General features: G+C 69.5%; 22 protein-coding genes. 7 read left to right on the forward strand and 15 right to left on the reverse strand.

Features of this window, described 5'->3' with window-relative positions; translation table 11 throughout:
• Together AB0B91_RS35255 and AB0B91_RS35260 are read right to left on the reverse strand one after the other, a co-directional pair.
• Positions 1–462: sulfotransferase (locus AB0B91_RS35255; RefSeq protein WP_358328918.1), on the reverse strand; the 462-nt coding region annotated here is incomplete at its 3' end.
• Complete coding sequence (locus AB0B91_RS35260; RefSeq protein WP_358328921.1) at positions 459–1,391, reverse strand: hypothetical protein; 933 nt, start codon at positions 1,389–1,391, stop codon at positions 459–461. The genes AB0B91_RS35260 and AB0B91_RS35255, both read right to left, overlap by 4 nt.
• Before the next feature lie 154 nt (positions 1,392–1,545).
• Here AB0B91_RS35260 and AB0B91_RS35265 point away from each other — a divergent pair, with 154 nt between their 5' ends.
• Positions 1,546–2,286 carry a class I SAM-dependent methyltransferase gene (locus AB0B91_RS35265; protein ID WP_358328924.1) on the forward strand — a complete coding sequence of 247 codons (741 nt, stop codon included), beginning with the start codon at positions 1,546–1,548 and terminating at the stop codon, positions 2,284–2,286.
• Here AB0B91_RS35265 and AB0B91_RS35270 read toward each other — a convergent pair.
• Positions 2,229–3,065, reverse strand: a complete 837-nt coding sequence (locus tag AB0B91_RS35270; RefSeq protein WP_358328927.1) for an HIT family protein — start codon at positions 3,063–3,065, stop codon at positions 2,229–2,231. The two genes, AB0B91_RS35265 and AB0B91_RS35270, sit on opposite strands and share 58 nt — an antisense overlap.
• A gap of 179 nt (positions 3,066–3,244) precedes the next feature.
• Positions 3,245–4,192, reverse strand: coding sequence for a helix-turn-helix domain-containing protein (locus tag AB0B91_RS35275; protein WP_358328930.1), 948 nt, complete (start codon positions 4,190–4,192; stop codon positions 3,245–3,247).
• Positions 4,193–4,303: 111 nt separating this feature from the next.
• Here AB0B91_RS35275 and AB0B91_RS35280 point away from each other — a divergent pair, with 111 nt between their 5' ends.
• Entirely contained in the window at positions 4,304–5,395 is a 1,092-nt protein-coding gene (locus AB0B91_RS35280) for a saccharopine dehydrogenase NADP-binding domain-containing protein (RefSeq protein WP_358328933.1), read from the forward strand.
• 290 nt (positions 5,396–5,685) lie between these two features.
• Here AB0B91_RS35280 and AB0B91_RS35285 read toward each other — a convergent pair whose 3' ends face one another.
• The 8 genes from AB0B91_RS35285 to AB0B91_RS35320 all read right to left on the reverse strand — a co-directional run bounded on the left by AB0B91_RS35285 (position 5,686) and on the right by AB0B91_RS35320 (position 12,553).
• Entirely contained in the window at positions 5,686–6,735 is a 1,050-nt protein-coding gene (locus tag AB0B91_RS35285; protein ID WP_358328936.1) for a VWA domain-containing protein, read from the reverse strand.
• On the reverse strand, positions 6,736–7,686 hold the full coding sequence (locus AB0B91_RS35290; RefSeq protein ID WP_358328939.1) for a VWA domain-containing protein: 951 nt from the start codon (positions 7,684–7,686) through the stop codon (positions 6,736–6,738).
• Positions 7,687–7,796: 110 nt separating this feature from the next.
• Complete coding sequence (locus AB0B91_RS35295) at positions 7,797–8,681, reverse strand: DUF58 domain-containing protein (protein ID WP_358328941.1); 885 nt, start codon at positions 8,679–8,681, stop codon at positions 7,797–7,799.
• Positions 8,682–8,684: 3 nt separating this feature from the next.
• Entirely contained in the window at positions 8,685–9,674 is a 990-nt protein-coding gene (locus AB0B91_RS35300) for a MoxR family ATPase (protein ID WP_358328943.1), read from the reverse strand.
• A 20-nt stretch (positions 9,675–9,694) separates the two neighbouring features.
• Positions 9,695–10,486, reverse strand: a complete 792-nt coding sequence (locus AB0B91_RS35305; protein ID WP_358328946.1) for a trypsin-like peptidase domain-containing protein — start codon at positions 10,484–10,486, stop codon at positions 9,695–9,697.
• Positions 10,487–10,618: 132 nt separating this feature from the next.
• Entirely contained in the window at positions 10,619–10,909 is a 291-nt protein-coding gene (locus AB0B91_RS35310; protein ID WP_358328949.1) for a hypothetical protein, read from the reverse strand.
• Between the two features lie 602 nt (positions 10,910–11,511).
• On the reverse strand, positions 11,512–11,745 hold the full coding sequence (locus AB0B91_RS35315; protein ID WP_358328952.1) for a hypothetical protein: 234 nt from the start codon (positions 11,743–11,745) through the stop codon (positions 11,512–11,514).
• Positions 11,746–11,824: 79 nt separating this feature from the next.
• Entirely contained in the window at positions 11,825–12,553 is a 729-nt protein-coding gene (locus AB0B91_RS35320) for an SDR family NAD(P)-dependent oxidoreductase (protein ID WP_358328955.1), read from the reverse strand.
• Positions 12,554–12,614: 61 nt separating this feature from the next.
• Here AB0B91_RS35320 and AB0B91_RS35325 point away from each other — a divergent pair, with 61 nt between their 5' ends.
• Together AB0B91_RS35325 and AB0B91_RS35330 are read left to right on the forward strand one after the other, a co-directional pair.
• On the forward strand, positions 12,615–13,565 hold the full coding sequence (locus tag AB0B91_RS35325) for an AraC family transcriptional regulator (protein ID WP_358328958.1): 951 nt from the start codon (positions 12,615–12,617) through the stop codon (positions 13,563–13,565).
• 40 nt (positions 13,566–13,605) lie between these two features.
• On the forward strand, positions 13,606–14,811 hold the full coding sequence (locus AB0B91_RS35330; protein WP_358328961.1) for a prolyl oligopeptidase family serine peptidase: 1,206 nt from the start codon (positions 13,606–13,608) through the stop codon (positions 14,809–14,811).
• 167 nt (positions 14,812–14,978) lie between these two features.
• On the opposite strand, the gene AB0B91_RS35335 is transcribed toward AB0B91_RS35330, so the two are convergent.
• Positions 14,979–15,581: an AAA family ATPase gene (locus tag AB0B91_RS35335; RefSeq protein WP_358328964.1), complete on the reverse strand. Its 603-nt coding sequence runs from the start codon at positions 15,579–15,581 to the stop codon at positions 14,979–14,981.
• A gap of 241 nt (positions 15,582–15,822) precedes the next feature.
• On the opposite strand from AB0B91_RS35335, the gene AB0B91_RS35340 reads away from it, so the two are divergent.
• The 3 genes from AB0B91_RS35340 (at position 15,823) to AB0B91_RS35350 (ending at position 18,263) form a co-directional block, all read left to right on the forward strand.
• Positions 15,823–16,590, forward strand: a complete 768-nt coding sequence (locus AB0B91_RS35340; RefSeq protein ID WP_358328968.1) for an alpha/beta hydrolase — start codon at positions 15,823–15,825, stop codon at positions 16,588–16,590.
• 267 nt (positions 16,591–16,857) lie between these two features.
• Positions 16,858–17,370 carry an RNA polymerase sigma factor gene (locus AB0B91_RS35345; RefSeq protein WP_358328971.1) on the forward strand — a complete coding sequence of 171 codons (513 nt, stop codon included), beginning with the start codon at positions 16,858–16,860 and terminating at the stop codon, positions 17,368–17,370.
• Entirely contained in the window at positions 17,367–18,263 is an 897-nt protein-coding gene (locus tag AB0B91_RS35350; protein WP_358328974.1) for a hypothetical protein, read from the forward strand. The genes AB0B91_RS35345 and AB0B91_RS35350 overlap by 4 nt, the downstream gene beginning before the upstream one ends.
• Positions 18,264–18,400: 137 nt before the next feature.
• Here AB0B91_RS35350 and AB0B91_RS35355 read toward each other — a convergent pair whose 3' ends face one another.
• On the reverse strand, positions 18,401–18,742 hold the full coding sequence (locus tag AB0B91_RS35355) for a hypothetical protein (RefSeq protein WP_358328977.1): 342 nt from the start codon (positions 18,740–18,742) through the stop codon (positions 18,401–18,403).
• Positions 18,743–18,771: 29 nt separating this feature from the next.
• Positions 18,772–19,047 (reverse strand): hypothetical protein, encoded by a 276-nt coding sequence (locus AB0B91_RS35360; RefSeq protein WP_358328981.1) that lies wholly within the window; start codon positions 19,045–19,047, stop codon positions 18,772–18,774.
• Between the last annotated feature and the right edge of the window lie 13 nt (positions 19,048–19,060).

The following is a 19,060-nucleotide window of genomic DNA, read 5'->3' on the forward strand; positions in this document are numbered from 1 at the left end:
TGCAGCCCGTCCAAGGCCGGCCACCTCTGTAAGGCCATTGCCGTCCTTCAAAACCATCGCGTCGCCCAGACCGCGTGAGGTTGAAATGGGTTCAATGAAGTGGATGTTCTCCAGACACTTGCTGACCCATACCTCCTTGCCAAAATATCTGGCGTGAGCCTGGTAAAAGGCTAAAACGGCGTGGGCAAGGCTAGATCCGCCCATATTTGCCAGAACCGCTTGGCTCCGATCCGGGATGCGAGGCCATGCGAGGGCATTCAGATCGACGAGCCGGCCCATGTCCTCAGCCAGGCGCCTCTTGTTCGAAGGTGCCTCTAACGAGCCATACCGGGAGACCAAGTCTTGGAAGTCCCGCAGCTTGTGCGCCGAAGGCGGAGCGAAGACGCTCGGGAGCGACCCCAACAGCAGGCGAAGTAAGTTCGATCCGGAACGCTGGGTCCCGACGATCTGGACACGCTTCATGGCGGGCACCTCCGCGCGCCCGGCAGTACCTCGCGAAGAATCCCGGCAGCGACCTCGGGGAGAAGTGGGTTGAGGTAGATTCCCAGGCCCAGCTCCATGCCACCCGGCCGCTTGAGCGTCCTTTCGTCCTTGTGCAGCGGAACCAGTTCAATCCGCAGGTGATGAGATGTGTCGCCCCTGGGGGCCTGCATTACGTTGATCAGGTAGGGCGGCATCTCGCCCCCATGGGTCAACCGGCACAGCCGCAGGCCCGTGTGCAAGCAGTCCGCCATCGCCGTGGTCTCCTCGGCGGACAGCGACGCGAGATCCGGCCGATGCACTCTCGGCAAGATGATCATCTCAAAGGGCAGCCTCGACCATGCGGGCACCTGAACCAGTGCGTGGCTCGTGATCATCACTGTGAGGTCTTGTCTGATGACGGAGTCGCAAACCGCACACGATTCAGCGGCTTGCGCGAGAGTCAAACGTCTTGGGACGAAGGGCAGTCCGACGACCTGACCGTGTGGATGCGCGACCGTGGGCCCGAAGTGGTCCCCCACGGACTCGAAGGCGAAAACGGCCTTCACCGAAGGGTGGGCGAAAAGGCGCGAGGTCTTGTGAGAGACAAGTTCCAGGAATTCCTGGGTGACCGTGGCCGGAAGGTCGCCTAACCGCCGGGAATGAGAGCTGCCGTAGACGAGCACCCAGTGCAACTGTTCCTGTGTCAGGGAACCTGGCTCCGTCAAGGCAATCATGGGATGCTTGCTCGGCACCAGCCGGACGCCGCCCCCTGCCAGCGCACCCCCTGCCCCGGTGCAGAATGGACAGGCGGTAATTAGGTCGGCACTGGAACGAATATCGGCTTGGGGTGCCAGATCGCGGCGGCCGGGCACCCGAAAGACCCGCTCATGCTCAACAGGGCTCCACGTCGCCGTTGGTTCGCTAGACATGCGTCGTCCTGAGCATTCAGGCCTTCCAGCCAGCCCGGCGTTACTTCCGACCGTGCAATCAATCTTGAGTGTAGCAGCGGACCGGTATGTGTAAAGAAAGCTAAATCTGCGACCAATCTCGCTCGGACTTGGCCTGCCCTTGGTAGGGTCAGCTATGGCCTCCCTGATCAAGGACCAAGCGGTAGGCATTCAGGACATCGACGACATCTATCCACCGAACGGGACGCCGCTCCCGTTGAGCGTCGACGTCGATCAGCTGCACCTCTGGAATGAGTACCATCGCAAATACTGGAACAGCGCGGAGCGAATGAGCCCGACTCCGCTCGCTCGCCTTCTCGCCGACAGTCTCAGCCGTAGTCAGCGGGTGCTCGAACTGGGGTGCGGTAGCGGAAGTGATGCCGTCTTCCTGCAGAAACAGGGGCATGCGGTCACCGCGACGGACTTCTCAGAGTTCGCCATCCATGAGAACACGCGCTTCCAGGAAGTGTCCGGGGTCCACTTTTCCGTCCAGGATCTGCGAGCGTCCCTGGCTTTCCCGGACGGAGCCTTCGACACGGTCTACGCACGACTTTCGTTGCATTATTTCTCCGACACCGTGACCCGGGAGATCTTCCGTGAGATACATCGCGTGCTACGCCCTGCCGGAAAGATCCTGTTCACCTGCAGGTCAACCGACGACCCACTCTACGGCGAAGGCGACGAACTCGGTCCTGACCTCTTCCTGAGCCGAGGCCAGATCAGGCATTTCTTCAGCGAGGAGTACACACGGCACGTCCTCTCCGCTGAAGGACGCTTCACGGTCGACAGCCTTACGCTGTGCGACGAGCTCATCTACAATCATCGCGCAAGTGTAGTGCAGTGCTCCGCGCACCGTTCGCAGGGGCTAAGCACGTAGTTTGTTCCTGGCATTGAGAAGCTGCTCGCGGACCGAGAGGGCATCGGCCCAGCGAACGCAGTCACGCCAGTTCCACATGACTTTGGACTCGGCCGCTTCAGAGACCAGACGTCGGAGGTATTGTGTGATGCAGGCGGGGGCGTGCGCTCCGTATGCTGGGCCCGCCTCCCGTCCGAACATGAGGTAGGCCTGGCCGGCGAGGTTGTCGAGCGCGTCCTTGTGCGAGACGAACGATTCGATATTCGGGTAGTCGCGAGCGACGCGGGGAGCATGTCGATGTCCCCCGGGACCAGGTGCAGATGGGCATGGTCGATGCACGCCCCGGCGTGCCGGGTGAAACTCTCCGCCCCATGCTCGAAGTAGGTGATCGGGCCGTAAACCTCTCTGAGTTTCGATTCCGCGTCGCGCTTGACCGCGTGGAGTTCATCGCGTTCGGTTTTCGACAGGCCCGCGAGTGAGGGCATGTGACGATCGGTGATGATGAGCAGGTGCCCTTCCGCCAGTGGCGCGGTGTCGAGGACGACCAAGAAGGATTCAGTTTGGAAGATGACCTCATCGCCATTTTCGGCATGAAATAAATGGTTCCAAACGGGCGATCGCCCCTCTGCTATCAGGACACAGAAAGGACACTCAAGAGTCCGGTCAAAAATCCCCACGTGACGCCACCTTAATGCGGATGCCGATCGTCTCACCCCGATGCGCACTTGTGTCACTTCTCCTGATACGGGTAATGCGGCGTAAGGAATAGTGCTGGGATTGCCACCTTGAGATGGCGTCATGGCTATATTTACGACTTCCGCAGCAGCGGTATGGCGGCGCCTGCATATCTGGATGACTCAGCACGCAGGGCAAGCGACATCGCGTCTCCTGACCTGCTTGAAGCCCTCATACGGCCGTCTCGACGGCCTGGGACATGCGACAGCAGATGTTGCGTTCCCGGAAACCGAGGACCGCGGCCTCACACCCGGAACGTGCGGCGATAGGCGTCCGGCGGTACGCCGACGGTGCGCTGGAAATGGCGGCGCAGTGTCGTCCCCGTGCCCATGCCCGCAGCCGAAGCGATGGCGTCGACGCTGTCATCCGTGGTCTCCAGCAGTTCCTGCGCGCGGCGGATCCGCTGCGTCAGCAGCCACTGCAGCGGGGTGGTGCCGGTGACCGCGTGGAAATGGCGGGCCAGGTGGCGTGAGCTCATGTTCGCCTGGCGGGCCAGGTCCTCCACGGTGAGTGGCTGGTCCAGTCGTCGCATCACCCAGGGGAGCAGCTCGGCCAGGGGGTGGCCGTCCTGGGCGGGCACCGGAGTGGTGACGAACTGGGCCTGGCCACCGGCACGGTGGGGTGGCACGACCAGGCGGCGGGCGACCACGTTGGCGATCGCCGAGCCGTGGTCGCGGCGGACCAGATGCAGGCACAGGTCCATCGCCGCGGCCTTGCCCGCGGACGTCAGCACGCTGCCGTTGTCGACGTAGAGCACGTCCGGGTCGACCTCCACCCGGGGATAGCGCGCGGCCAGTTGTTCGGTGTGGGCCCAGTGCGTGGTCGCGCGCAGCCCGTCCAGCAGGCCGCCGGCGGCGAGCACGAACACGCCCGTGCATAGGGAGACCACCCGCGCGCCCGACTCGTGGGCCGCGCGCACCGCCTCGACCAGGTCGGCCGGTGGGTCCTGGTCGACGTCCGCCAGGGCGGGGACGATCACGGTGTCAGCGTGCGCCAGCCGGTCGAGGCCGCAGTCCGGCTCCATCAGCCACCGGCCGACCCGGACGGCGTGCGTGCCGCACACCTTGACGTCGTACCAGGGGCCTGGCACGGCGTCCGGGGCGGAGCCGAAGACCTCGTAGGCCAGGGCCAGCTCGAAGTGCAGCATCCCGTCGGTGGCGGCGACCGCGACGGAGCGCGGGAAGGAACTCATGTCGGTAATTGTACGGATCGTGTCGTTCCGGACGCTGGGCATCGATGCTTCAACGGGACAGGATTTACGCACTGAAGCACTTCGAGCACTTCGAGTACGCAAGGAGCAGGCATGGGATCGGGTCGGAATGTGGCGGTGTTCGGCGCGTACGGGCACACCGGGCGGTTCGTGGTCGCGGAGTTGTGCGAGCGCGGATACGTTCCGCTGCTCCTCGGGCGCGACCAGGACAAGTTGCTGGCGCTGGCGCACGCCCAGCCGGGGCTCGAGGCGCGGCAGGCGTCGGTCGACGATCCGGCCGCGCTCGACCGCGCGCTGAACGGCGCTGTCGCCGTGATCAACTGCGCCGGGCCCTTCGCCGCGACCGCCGCCCCGCTGGTCGAGGCGGCGCTGCGGGCCGGCATCCCGTATGTGGACGTGGCGGCGGAGATCGAGGCGAACGCTGACACGTTCGCGCATTTCGCGGAGCGCGCCCGCGCCGCGGGCACCGTGGTAGTTCCGGCGATGGCCTTCTACGGCGGACTCGGCGACCTGTTGGTCACCACCGCGATGGGTGACTGGACGGCGGCGGATGAGGCGCACATCGCCTACGGTCTGAGCAGTTGGCACCCCACTGCCGGAACGCTCGCCGCGGGCGTGGTCTCGGGGCAGCGACGGGGTGGCCGCCGCGTCCGCTTCACCGGCGGACGGCTGGAGTACCACGACGACGCCCTGCCGACCCTGGAGTGGCCCTTCCCGGCTCCGCTCGGCCCCCAGAGCGTCATCGGAGAGTTCACCATGGCCGACGTCGTCACCGTTCCCAGCCACCTGGCCATTCCGGAGGTGCGTACCTACATGACCGCCAAGGCGGCCGCGGACCTGTCCGCTCCTGGCGCCTCGGCGCCGACCGCCGTGGACGAGCGCGGCCGCTCCGCGCAGACCTTCGTCATCGACGTCCTCGTCCGCTCCGGCGGTACGGAACGCCGCGTGGTCGCCGCCGGTCAGGACATCTACGCCATCAGCGCGCCGCTCGCGGTGGAGGCCGTCGACCGCATCCTCACCGGCCGGACCAGGACCACCGGCGTCGCCTCCGCTGGCGCGATCTTCGACGCCCCGGACTTCCTCCGCGCCCTGTCCGCGCATCTCTCGCTGACCGACCCGCCGACCGCCCCGCCGACCGCCCCGCTGACCGCCCCGCTGACCGCCCCGCTCGGCACACGCGGCTGACCGGCGACCCGTACCGGGATCCAGACCGTGGTCAGTGCGGTAGATGGACAGGCCGATCACCCCTGCGGGGCGGCCGTCAGCAGGGCCGGTGCCAGGAAATCAGCTGGAGATGGCTGTGTGCCCGCCGACCTCCTGGGCCGGTGCCGCCCGTGTCCGGTCATGCGGTCCAGGTCCCACCAGGGGACGTGAACGGCCGCGAACCGGCCGGGGACCGCTGAGGCGTTCCGGCTACAGGTGCCATAAGCGGGCCAGGCTCCGGGGCGGATCCACTGGACCGGCTACAGGTACCGTCAGCGGGTCGGGGTCCGGGGGCGGTTCCACCAGAGGGAAAGGGACAGGGCCGCGGCGATGAGGATGGCGCCGCCGGCGGCGAAGGCGGCAGCTGTGTCGACCTGCTGGCGGATGACGGTGAAGCTGCCGGGCAGGGCGTTGAGGGCGCTTTGGAGCTGGTCGGCGTTCTCCGCGCGGTGGTAGGAGCCGCCGGTGGTCTGGGCGATCTGCTTGAGTGCGGGTTCGTCGATGGTACGGGGGTTGCGGCCCCTGTCGAATCCGCCGCGGCCACCGAAGCCGCCGCCGCCCCAGCCGCCGTCGAACTGTGAGTTGTCGCAGACCATCGGGGCGGGGTTCGTGGTGCCGAAGCCGATGGGGAAGACCCGGACGCGGCGCAGGGCCGCCTCCTGTGCGGCGAGCTGCGGGTCGACGCCCTGGGTGTTGGCGCCGTCGGTGAGCACGACGATCGCGGCACCGGCGTACCCGGCCCCGCCGCCGCCGGGCTTCGCCCCGGTGGGGGCGACCGAGGGGTCGACCTCCGCGATCGCGTCGATCGAGGCGAGCATCGCCTGCCCGATCGCGGTGCCGCGGGACACGGTGAGGTTGTCCAGCGCCTTGATCAGCGAGTCGGTGTCGTCGGTGGGAGGGACGAGCAACCCTGCGGTGCCTGCGAAGGTGACCAGGCCGATGTGCGGTCCGCCCCGCTGTGACTCGATGAAGTCCGTGGCGGCCTTCTTCGCGGCGGTGATGCGGTTGGGGTCGACGTCCGTGGAACACATGGAGCCGGAGGTGTCGAGCGCGAGCAGGATCGTCGCCGACGTCTGCGGCACCGGCACCGAGGCCTGCGGTCGCGCGGCGCCGACCACGAGCAGGGTGAGCCCGGCGATGAACAGCGCCGGGGGGATCTTCCGGGTCCAGCGCGTACGGCCGGGCAGGGCAGTCCGTACGAGCGCGATCGAGGTGACGCGTACGGCGGCCCGCCGGCGGCGGCGCCGCGCCCACTCGCGGATGGCGAAGATCAGCGGGATGACCAAGACCGACAACAGCGCCCACGGCCATGAGAACGACATTCAGATCACCCGTCCAGACCGGAGCACGGTGAGCGCCGCGCCGCCGGTGAGCAGCGCGAGGGCGAGGCCGATCAGCCCGCCGGCGAGGGGCAGCGGCTCGTCGGAGACGGTGAGCCGCAGATTGATCGTGTCGGCGATCCCGTCGAGCCGCGCGGCGTCGGCGGCGGGGTGGTAGGCGCCGCCGGTGGTCTGCGCGATCAAGGTGAGGGTGTCCTCCTCGAGCGAGGTCTGCAGGAGGTAGCCGTCGACCTTCACCGTCGCCCCGGCCGTGGTGCCGACGCCGACGGTGTGGATGTGTACGCCCGCCTTCTGAGCCACGGCCGCGGCCTGTTCGATGTTCGGGCCCTGGTTCTGGCCGTCGGAGAACATCACGATCGTCGCCGACGGCCAGTAGCCGATGTCGGGCGCGGTGCCGTCGCGGCCGATGGCCACCGGCTTGCCGGTGATCGCCGACAGCGAGGCCGTGATGGCCGTCCCCAGCGAGGTACTGCCGGTGATCTTCAGCCGGTCGATGGCCTTGAGCGCGAGGGAGTGGTCGGCGTCGGGCCGTGCGACTGTGAGCGCGCCCCGCTCGAACGCGACGACCCCGATGTCGACGCTGCCGGGCTGCGCCGCCACGAACGCGCGGGCCGCCCGCTGCGCCGCCGCCAGCCGGGTGGGCGCCACGTCGTCGGCACCCATGCTGTTGGAGACGTCCATGGCGAGGATGACGGTGCCCGCGGCCCGCGGGACCGGCAGCATGGCCGTCGGTCCGGCGGTGGCGATCGCGAGCACCGCGACGCCGGCGACCGTCAGGCCGACGCCGAGCTGCGTACGCCGGCCGCCCGGCACGGCGACGCCGGCCGCGGCGAGGGCGGCCGTCCGGCGGCGTGCCGAGACGACGACCGCCCAGGCGAGCGCCGCCGTGACGAGCAGCCCGACGGCCAGCAGCAGCGGGGATGACAGGGTCATGGTGACCGCTCCCAGGTCCGGAGCACGAATTCGGTCATGACGACCGGTCCCAGGTACGGGCGACGAACTCGGTCATGGCGACCGCTCCCAGATACGGGCGACGGACCCGGTCATGACGACCGGTCCCGGGTTCGGGCGACGACCTCGACGAGCGCCTCGGCCAGATCGCGTTCGGTGTCGATGCGGTGGACGGGCACCCCGGCCCGGCGCATGCCCGCTTCGAGCCGGGCGTCGCGGGCGTCGACGGCCTCGCGGAAGCGGACCCGGAGCAGCGGGTCGGCGGAGTCGACGACGAGTTGCTCGCCGGTCTCGGCGTCCTCGACCACGATCAGCCCGGCTTCGGGCAGGACGTCGTCGGCGGTGTCCACGATCCGCAGGGCGACCACCTCGTGCCGCCGGGCCAGGCGCTGGAGCGAGCGTTCCCAGTCGCCGTCGCCGATGAAGTCCGACAGTACGACGATGAGTGCGCGGCGGCGCGCGATCCGTCCGGCCGCGTCGAGCATCTCCGCCAGGTCGGTGGTGGCGCCGCCGCGTACCGTGGAGGTGCGTTCCAGCTCGGCGCCGATCCGCAGCGCGTGCCGCCGGGAGGTGCCGGGGGGCACGACGCGCACGATCCCGGTGTCGAACAGCAGGGCGCCGACGCGGTTGCCGCCCCGGCCGAACAGCCGGGCCAGGACGAGCGCGAGGTCGGCGAGCACGTCGTGTTTGCCACGCCCCGGCCGACCGGCCGCCATCGACGCCGACCGGTCGAGTACGAGCCACACCGTCAGCTCGCGGTCCTCGGTGAACACGCGCAGGTGCGGCTCGTCCAGCCGTGCGGTCACGTTCCAGTCGATGTGCCGGGCGTCGTCGCCGTCGCTGTAGGCGCGCAATCCGGTGAAGTCGATCCCGGAGCCGCGGTGCGCGGTGCGGTGGGCGCCCTGGAGCCGGCCGTCGAGTCTGCGGACGACCTTCCACTCCAGGCGGAGCAGGAGCCTGTCGGGGGCGGTGGCCATGGCTCAGCGATTCTGCAGGACGACGTCGGGCGCCCGGACGGCCCCGAGCACCCTGGTGATGATCGTGTCGGCGTCGACGTCGTCCGCCAGGGCCTCGTACGACAGCACGAGGCGGTGGCGCAGCACGTCGAGCGCGAGCTCGGACAGGTCGTGCGGCAGGGTGTAGTCGCGGCCGCGCAGGAACGCCAGCGCCTGGGCGCCCTTGACGAGCGCGATGGATGCTCGCGGGCTCGCCCCGTAGGTGACGTACCGTTCCAGCTCGCCGAGCCCGGCCGTCGCGGGGGAGCGCGTCACGGCGACCAGCCGTACCGCGTAGTCGACGATCGCCGGATCGACGTACACCTCCTGAGCGCGGGCGCGCATCGCGATCAGGTCCTCGGCGGTCACCATCGGCTGCGGCGGCTCCGGCGGACGCAGCGCCCGGTCGACGATCGCCTGCTCTTCGGCCTGCGTCGGATAGTCGACGACCACCTTCATCATGAAACGGTCGACCTGCGCCTCCGGCAGGGGATAGGTGCCCTCCGACTCGATCGGGTTCTCCGTCGCCATGACCAGGAACGGCTCGGGCACCCGGAACGTCTCCCGGCCGATCGTCACCTGATGCTCCTGCATCACTTCCAGCAGGGCGCTCTGCACCTTGGCGGGGGCGCGGTTGATCTCGTCGGCCAGCAGCAGGTTCGCGAACACCGGGCCGAGCTCGGTCCGGAACTCCCCGGAGTGCTGGTGGTAGACCCGCGTGCCCACGAGGTCGGCGGGCACCAGGTCGGGGGTGAACTGCACGCGCTGGAAACTCCCGGCGATCGCGGCGGCCAGCGACCGCACCGCGAGCGTCTTGGCCAGGCCCGGCACGCCCTCGACGAGCAGGTGACCGTCGGCGATCAGCGCGACGGCCATGCGCTCCAGCAGCACGTCCTGCCCGACGATCGTACGTTTGACCTCGAACAGCACATGTTCGAGCGGATGGGCCGACTCGGGGGATCTGGTCGAGGTCATCTGGTGTTCCTTCTCGTCGGTCAAATCTGGGGCCCGTCGGGGCCGTCGCCTTCGCTGCCCAGGGCCACGCCGATCGGCACCGCGAACGCGATGCCGGCGAACGCGTCGTCGCCTCCCGGGTCGGCCATCGAGATGACGATCCCGATGACCAGGCCGCGAGCGTCGAGCAGGGGACCGCCGGAGCTGCCCGGGTTGACGGAGGCGTCGAACTGGATGAGCCCGCCCAGTTCGCCGTCATCGGCGGGCCGGCCGGTGGTCCGGTTCAGGCCCGACACGACGCCGGTGGAGACGCTGTAGGTCAGGCCCAGCGGATTGCCGATCGCCACGACGGGCGCGCCCACGGCCACGGCGCCGCCGATCGTCGCCGGCACGACGATCTCCGGCAGCTTGGCGGGCTTGAGGGTCGCGACGTCGAGCTTGGGATTCGACGACACGACAACGGCCTTCGCCTTGGTGCCGTCGGCGAACGTCAGATTGATGTCCTTCGTGCCCTTGATGACGTGGTGCGCGGTCAGAACCGTCCCATCCTCGGCCGCGATCACCCCGGTACCGAACGACTTCCCGGCCCGGATGACCACCACCGACGGCCCGACCCTCTTGTAGACGTCGGGCACCGTGAGCGTCGCACTGGGCGTCGGCGTCGCGCTCGGCCTGGGCGCGGCTGCTTCGCCGTTCCCACCGCTGCTTCCCAGCCAGTACGCCAGCACCGCCACGACGACAAGTACGCCGCCCCCGATGGCAAACCGCCGAGCCCTTCCGGCTTCGACTCCCTGAGCCTCGGCCGCACCAGCCTCCTGCGGCACGCGCTCCATCGCCCCATATTCATAAATCTCAGTCGAAAGTGCTACAAACTCCGCCTGTGAACTCCCTGGGAACCGGTCCCCGCAGCTCAACGCGGGCAGCGCGGGCGATGGTGCACGTACCGTCTGCGGCTGTTCGCGCCGTCAGGTCACGTTCGACGGCAGCAGGTCCGGTTCGCACCCATAGGCGGTCCACAGCACCTCGCCGGACAGCGCCAGGTCGGTCGGGCACGGGTACGCCGCGAGGTCGATCCGCCGGGTGACCACGAGGGTCGTGGTGTCGATCTCGACGACCTCGTGCGAGTCATGCAGCGCCGCGAACACATGGGCGCCATCCGGTGCCACCGCGAGACCTGCCACACCCGACAGATCGGTGACCGCGCCGATCAGCACACCAGCGGTGTCCGTGACCACGATGCGGTCCCCGGCGGCCACGAAGACCTTGCCTCCTCCCGCGACCACATCACTACGCGCAGGTGATGCCGACGGACACGCCGAGGTCTGTTATCGAGTCGGCGGCCGAGGCCACAGGCGCCACGGCGACGACGAGGCCGGCCGTCATGGTCATGGTGCTCAGAAGGGCGCCTAATCGGCGTATGGGCCGGACGACGTCCGACCATTTCGAGGGTGAGAAGCGCACGTGTACTCCACTCCGAGCAAGGCGAGAACGAAACGAGAACGCCATGATCGAGCCAGAGAACCCACGTCCGGTCAAGATCCGTAATCAGTCACCACCCGATCACGCGCGGGGACGCCGTGGGCGCTTGCCCTCCTACCGCGTCGGTGTGAAGGACGAGGCGATCAGCCAGACGCTGCCGGCCACGAGTACAACTGCGACGGCGAGATCCTTGGCCCGTCCGCGGATCATGCTTCGTGCCAGGCGGACGATCCCAGCCCAGGAGATTCGCACCCGGGGATCGCCGCCCACGCCGCCGTGCCCACGGCCCCTGCCCACAGGATGAGCCCGTACGGTCTCCGGTTCAGGGGTGACCGAGCCGTCAGGAGCAGCGGCCCCGCAGCCACCGGGTAACAGACGATCAAGGGCCAGGGCGGTAGGACGCACGTTCCTGTCCGGTGCACGGGTCGGGGCCCGGCAGGAGAAGCGCGGTGACCAGCCCGAACGCGAGCACGGTGCCGACCACGACGACAGCGGTGAGCGTGGCCCGGCGTGACCCGCGCAGAAGAAGGCCGGCCACGACGACCGGCTGCAGGAGAACGCCCCAGAACAGCAGCTCTCCCGGCACATTCTCCAGCGCGTACGGACCTTCCACCGGATGGGGAGCGGGGCCCGTCGCGGAACAGAACCAGCCGACGCTCTGCCTGCCAGCCGCTTGCTGATGGCGTTCGGCGTTATCCGTCCAGGAGGCCGGTGGGGACGACGGTTTCGTGCCGATTCCGCTGGGCGTGCATGTCCCAGAGGATGTCGGCCAGTTCGGCGGGGTCGGCGGCGGCCATGTCGGGCATGGGTTCGCCCTGGGCCCGGCGTCGCTCATAGTCGGCGTCGAAGGGGGTGCCCGCGATGCGTGCGCCGATGTAGAGCATGCCGACATAGACGCCCTTGCCGGAGACCTCGGCCGCGAGCGACTGAAGGTAGTTCCGCTGGGCGGCCAGGACCGTGGGCCAGCCGCTCATGTTCGGCCGGCCACGGACGGCGGCGGCCCCTTGGGCGCTGAGGATGGCGCCGTCGCGCCGCTCGACCATGGCGGGGAGGAACTCCCGGACCAGGGCCAGGAGTGTGTACATCGTGATCGGCATGCGGTCCTGAAGCCGCTCCGGGGTGAGGTCGACGGCGGGAACGAAGCCCGGGTCCGTGGGGACCGGGCCGTAATAGAGGGCCGTGGGGTTCCCGACGCTCGCGCGGATCTGCTCGGCGAGCGCCGGGACGGCGCTGGTCTGGTCGAGGTCGGCGGTGATCACGTGGGCGGTGATGCCATCGGCGGACAGATCCCGGGCGAGCAGGTCCAAGGGTCCCCGGCGGCGGGCGACCAGGACGACGTCGTACCCTTCCTTTCCGTATCGGCGGGCGACTGCCTGGCCGACACCTGGACCGGTTCCGAACACTGCGATGGATTTCGTCATGCCGTCCAGCCAACCTCACCGGTGCCGAGACGATCCATGGGAGAACATCTGCAATACCTTTGTGATCGTCTACGCTGAGCGGGTGGATGTGCTGACGGACTTGCTGCACCGGGCCCGCGCGCAGAACGCCCTGGTCAGACGACTGATCCAGCGGCCTCCGTGGGGGATGACGTACGCCGACGCGCCGCCGCTCACGGTCGCGGCCACGCTCGGCGGCCATGCCTCGATCCGGCTCGGGGATTCCGCTCCCACGCGCCTTGCCGCGGGTGACATCGCCCTGATCACCGACCCGGGCGGGTACACGATCTCGGACGCCCCGGCGACCGCGCCCCAGTTCGTGATCCGGGACGGGCGCAAGTATCTCCCCACCGGCGCACCGGCGGCCCCCCGCCCGATGCCGGCCCCCCGCACGTACGGCGCCGACGTGTCCGGGGCCACCATCATGCTCCGTGGCGCGTACGAGCTGCACGGCGATGCGGCCTCCCGCCTGCTGGGCCTGCTTCCGCCGCTGGCGGTCGTGCCCGCGGGGCCGCGTACCCGGGCCGCCCTCGATCTGCTCTCCGCCGAGGCCGCCCGCGACGAGCCGGGCCAGGACGCGGTTCTGGCCCGGCTCCTGGATCTGGTCTTCGTGATCGCGTTGCGGGCCTGGTGCACCAGGCCGGAGGCGACGCCGCCCGCTTGGTACCGGGCGCTGACCGACCCGGCGATCGGCGAGGCGCTGCGCCTCATGCACGAAGAACCCGCCCACCGGTGGACGGTCGCCTCGCTGGCCGCCAAGGTCGGCATGTCCCGCGCCGCCTTCGCCCAGCGCTTCGCCGCCCTGGCCGGTCAGCCGCCGCTCGGCTATCTCACCGACTGGCGCATGACCCTCGCGGCCGACCTGCTCCGCGACACCCGGCAGACCGTCGCCATCGTGGCCCGTCAGGTCGGCTACCAGGATCCGTTCGCGTTCAGCGTGGCGTTCAAGCGCGCCCGCGGACGCACGCCCTCGGCCTGGCGCGGCTCCACCTGACCGGCTGTACGGCCGCCGCCCTCGTGTATACGGTGTAAACGTGAACGTTTACGGTGTAGACAAGGTGGTTCGCCGCAGCCCCCGGTGGCGGCGGATCGTGCTGGTGGTCGTCGTTCTGGCCGTGCTCCTGGTGGGTGGGACGCTCGGTGGCGGCTGGTACGGCAGCGGCGTCATGCTCGACCCCGTTCACCCGACCGGCGGTGACCACGCCGAACGCGTGCTCGGCGTACGGACGGCCGGCGGCGGGAAGGTCGTCGCGCTCACCTCGTCCGCCGCCACCGCGCGCCCCGGCGCGTGGGGGCTGGTCTGGGACGGAGGCGCGGCCATGCTCGGCGACATCGTCGGCCAGGCGCCGGGGCGCGTGGAGCGCGAACTGCTAGGCGGTACCGCCCCGCCGACCGGCCAGCCGGTGAGCGTGACGTCCACCTTCCAGGGCGACCCGAAGACCTCGCTCGGCCTCGGCTTCACCGAGATCACCGTGCCCACCGAACTCGGCGACGCCCCCGCCTGGTACATCCCCGCCGCCGACCCCGCCGCCACGACCTGGGCCATCATGGTGCACGGCAGCAACGGCCGGCGCCAGGCGACCCTGCACGCCATCCCCGCGATGCACCGCTTCGGGCTGCAGGTGCTCGACATCACCTACCGCAACGACTTGGGGGCTCCGGCCTCTCCCGACGGGCTCATCCACCTCGGCGCGTCCGAATGGCGCGACCTGGAGTCCGCGGTCCGCACCGCGCAGGGCAGGGGCGCCCGCCGGGTGGTGCTGTTCGGGGGGTCCATGGGCGGGGCCGTCGTCGGCCAGTTCCTCACCCACTCGCGGTCGGCCGAGGTCGTCGCCGCCGTCGTCCTGGAGAACCCGCTGCTCAGCGCGCCCCTGACGAGTGACTTCCAGGTCGGTCTGATGCACATGCCGACGATGATGGCCCGGGCCGGCGACCTGATCGCCGGGTGGCGGGCCGGGATCGACGTCAGCCAGATCGACCTGCTCCGTCATCCGCCGAGGGTGAAGCCGCCGGCGCTGGTGCTCCAGGGGGACGCCGACGTCGAGGTCCCCGTCCAGACGTCACGGGACTTCGCCGCGGCGGGGGCTCGGCTGGGGTGGGCCATCCAGTACGTGGAGTTCCCGGGCGCCGGGCACACGCAGGAGTGGAACACCGACCGCGCCCGCTACGAGAGCTCGCTGTCCGGCTTCCTCGCTCGCGTACTGGGGCCCGGTCAGCATGCCGAGCCGACCACCTCGTAGTAGTTCTGCCCTTGTTCGCCGCAGCGTCGTGGTCACGAACGTGTTCCACAGCCCCATCGCCTGACCGGAGCCCTTGGCGTAGCCGGGGTGGCGCCGCGTTCCGGCCACTCCGCCGCCTCACATGGAGGTCGGCGGGGGAACCTCGTCAGCCGATCGGCGGGATCCCGTCAGTGGACGTCGAAGTGGATGCCTTCGAGGAGGTCGGCGGCGGGCCGGTCCAGGACGTACGCGCCGGTGGCCGGACCGGCCTGACCGCCACGGACCCGCGCCAGCAGCGCCTCCCAGCGGCGATGGTGCTGCGCGAACGTCCGCGTCGCCACGACCCGCCCTCTGGCCTGCTGACCGGCCAGCGCGTCCTCGGGAGGAGCGTCCAGCAACAGCAGGTGGAACGGCACCGCCGACCGTCGTGCCAGCCAGGCGAACCCGTGCAGCACGGCCGGCCCGCAGCCGCGATTGTGCGCGATCACCGCGGACCCGCCCCGCAACGCCCGGCCGATGCGCCACACGTGCGTCGTGAACACCACCGCCGTACGTACCGGCTTGGGCGCCCAGCCCAGGCTGACGCTCCACCGCAGCCGCGACTGCGACGAGTCGATCACCACCACCGAGCCCGCCACGACCGGGCGGCTCTCCGTGCCGTCCAGGGCGTACAGGCGGCGCAGCAATGTGGTCTTGCCCGCACCGGGCAGGCCGGTCAGGATCACCAGGGATCCGGCCGGATAGCGCAACGTCCCAGCGGACTCCGGAGCCGACGGCGCCGAGATTGCCAAGATCCTCACCTTCACCCCGATAGGACGGACACCCGCCTCGGTCACATTTTGCTGCATGTCAGGCCATAAGCGTGCAGCATTGGTGAGCCTGCTCCCCTTCTCCTCGCCTGATGACCTCGACTGGGGACCGATCTCGGCGATCGGCCGGGCTCGGTGTCGGGCTCATCGGACGGGTGACCGCTAGTATGGCGGGAAAGCGCTTTCAAGGAGGGCGTCCCATGATCCGCCAGGGCTCACACTGATGGCCCCCGTAACGCTGTGCCACACCGATCGCGGCGAGGGCGAGACCCTGCTGCTCGTGCACGGCTGGGGCGGGCACGCCCGTACCTGGGATCCCATCGCCGACGCGCTCCAGCCCGGCCACCGCGTGATCGCCGCCGACCTGCGCGGGCACGGGAAGTCGCCCGTGACCCTGGACGGCTACCGGCCCGCCGACCTGGCGGGCGACCTCGTCGCCCTGCTCGACCGCCTCGGCGCCGGGCCGGTCGTGGCGGTGGGGCACTCGATGGGCGCCCAGGTCGTCACCGCCATGGCCGTGGAGCACCCCGAACACGTCTCGGCGCTGGTGGTCGTCGATCCCGCCTATGGGGCCGACGCCGCCGAGGAGCGACTGTTCGCCAAACGGCTGGCCGCCCTGCGGGCCGACGGTGCGCGGGCCGCCGTCCGCCAGCTCGGCTCCTTGCCCGCCGCGGTACGCGACCAACTGCTCGCCACTCCCGGCCATGTGCTGGCCGCCTGCTACGAGGGCATGTACCTGGGCCCGGACGCGTTCGGCGCCCGCCCCGCGACGCGCCGGTACCTGGCCAGGCGCACCCGCCCGGTGCTCTGCGTCCGCTCACTGAGCGAGCCGGCCGCCTGGGAGTCCTCGATCCCCGCGCCTTCCGGGTCACAGATGGTCACGTGGGACGGCACGGGGCATTTCCTGCATCTGGAACGCCCCCAGGCGTTCGCGGGCCTACTCGGCCGCTGGCTCTCCACTCTCTACCCCCACGCCCGCACCCGCGCCTGACCTGCCGTCGCAGAACAGCCCGGCGTAAGCGCAAGCCGGAAGGCGTCTTCTCGCTGTCGTCACGGCCCAGCCGTCGATCTACCAGGTCGCCATCGACGCGTCCCCAGCCGAGATTCCTGCCGCCGACCAGCAGATCAGTGACACGCCGTAGCCGGTGATTGAACGACAGGAAGTGACCCCGGCGCGAACCGCTCAGGCGATCTGCAACGCCCCGAAGGATGCCGGACACTAACCAGGGTGTCCGGCACCTTGTGGCAAGGAGACTCTGTGACACACCGAGATCGCTTCGAAGCGGTCTATGACGCGTACTACCCGGCGATATATCAGTACGCCGCCCGCCGTACCGGCTCCCCCGACGACACCGCCGACGTCATCTCCGAGACGTTCCTCACCGCCTGGCGGCGTATCGGCGACGTGCCCGAGGGGGAGCGGGCGTTGCTGTGGCTGTACGGCGTGGCCCGCCGCGTGCTGGCCAACCAGAAACGCGGTGCCTCACGCCGGGCCGTGCTCGCCGAGCGGCTCCGTGACGAGCTGGCCGCCGACCGGACGGGCACACCGGTCGATCTGGAGTACGTCCGAACCGCCTTCGACGACCTGTCCGAGCGGGACCGGGAGGTCCTGGCGCTGGCCTGCTGGGAGGAGCTGACCAGCGAGCAGATCGCCAAAGTCGTGGGATGTACGGCGATCGCCGCCCGGACCCGTCTGCACCGGGCGCGCAAACGGCTGGCGGCGACGCTGGAGCGGCAGCCGTCCTCGACGATCGTGATGGGGGAAGCATGAAGGACATCGACCACCTGGTGAAGGCCATCGATCCCACACCGTACGCGCCGGATCAGGGGCCCGGCGCGCGCGAGCTGCGTGCGGCGATCATGGCGACCTCACTCCCGCGTCGCCGGCTGTCCTGGCTCCCCGGAGTGGGGGTCCTAGGCCGCTGGCCCGTATTGATCTCGGCGGTCACCGCCCTGGCCGTGGCCGTCGCCATCGGCATCGGTCTGCCGTCCGGCGGTCCGGCCACCGAGTACGCCAACGCGGCCGTCTCCATCAAGAAGGCCGACGATCATTTCAGCGTCACCATCACCGACCCCGCGGCCGACTACCGGCGCTTCGAGGAGGCGTTCCGCGCGGTCGGGCTGAACGTCAGGGTGAAGGTCATCCCCGTGGCACCGGACGAGGTGGGCACGCTGATCGGCCCGATCGTTCCGGAGGGCTTCAAATGGCACGGAAGCATTGGAGTACAGGCGGTGCGGCCGTGCGCGTCGGTCTTCTGCGGCAAGGTCTGGATGCCCGCCGACTTCCCCGGCTGGGTCGTCCTCGGGGTGGGTCGCCCCGCCAGGCCGGGAGAGCCTTACACCGACAACGATGACTACGCTCCCGCCGACGAGGCGCTGGACGGCTACAAGGTCCACGGCAAGACGGTCGCGGCGGTCCGTGCCGAGCTGCGCCGGCGCGGCCTGAAGGTCGGCTACCGCCTGCTGTGGAACTATCGCGAGGGCAGCTTCTTCCAGCAGCCCGTCACCGTGGACCGCGTCAAGGACGACTGGATCGTCGACGGCTCCCGCGACCACAGCTCGGACACGGTCGATCTCTACGTCGTCCCCGGTCCTGGCGCCGGGCCGGCCCCTGACCCGCTGAAGGTCGCCGCTCCCCATTGGTACGACGACCTCACCAACTGAGAGGAATCAGGCCCCGATGCTGCAGCTGATGGGAATGCCGGTGAGGTAGCGGTATCGCATGTGCGCGGAAAAGGTGCCTCCTACGCCAGGCAGGCATAGAAGGCACCTTTTCCTGCTATCTCACATTCGTCGGGCGATCAAGCTCGCTGCCAGCCCTCAGGAAGGCCCGGAAGGGTCGCTCGCTGCTGGCCGGGCGCCGCGTCGTAGTAAAGGAAGAGCGCCCAGTCTCGCCCGTTGGTCGCGCAGGCCGAATGGTCCCAGGTCCACCAGCCTTGACTGGCACCCCATCTGCGCTGCGCCTCGCAGGTCCCCTCGTCTGGGTAGAAATTGAAGATGTACCAGACTCCTGGTGTCGCGTTCGAGCTCACGGCGGACGGAGCGCTGTCCGCCCATGTGGGTGGCGCGGCCAGGGTCAGGCCGCCGGCTCCCAGCGCGACCATGATGGCGAGCGTCGTCGCGGCTTTCTTGGTTTTCTGCATAGTTCTCTCCTGGATTGTCGCGTCGTACGTCAGGGCGAAGGGTCGTAGATGACCCAGAGCGCCCACCGGCCGTCGAGTGGCCGGCAGGTGAATCCGATCGCGCCGTTCCCGTGCACGTAGTCCCGGCCGACTTCGGCGCAGCTCTGCGCGCTGGAATACCAGCCGCCAAATTCTTGATGGCTGGCCACCTGCGCGGGACCCGCCGACTGCCGGCTCGCCGAGTCGCTCTGCGTGGCGAATGCCGGGACCATGGGAGTCAACGCCAGGGCCAGGCCGGCCGCACCGGTGACTACTCGTCTTGCCATGCGATCGAGCATG

The sequence above is a fragment of the Nonomuraea sp. NPDC049141 genome, from assembly GCF_040648415.1.
Taxonomy (GTDB): domain Bacteria; phylum Actinomycetota; class Actinomycetes; order Streptosporangiales; family Streptosporangiaceae; genus Nonomuraea.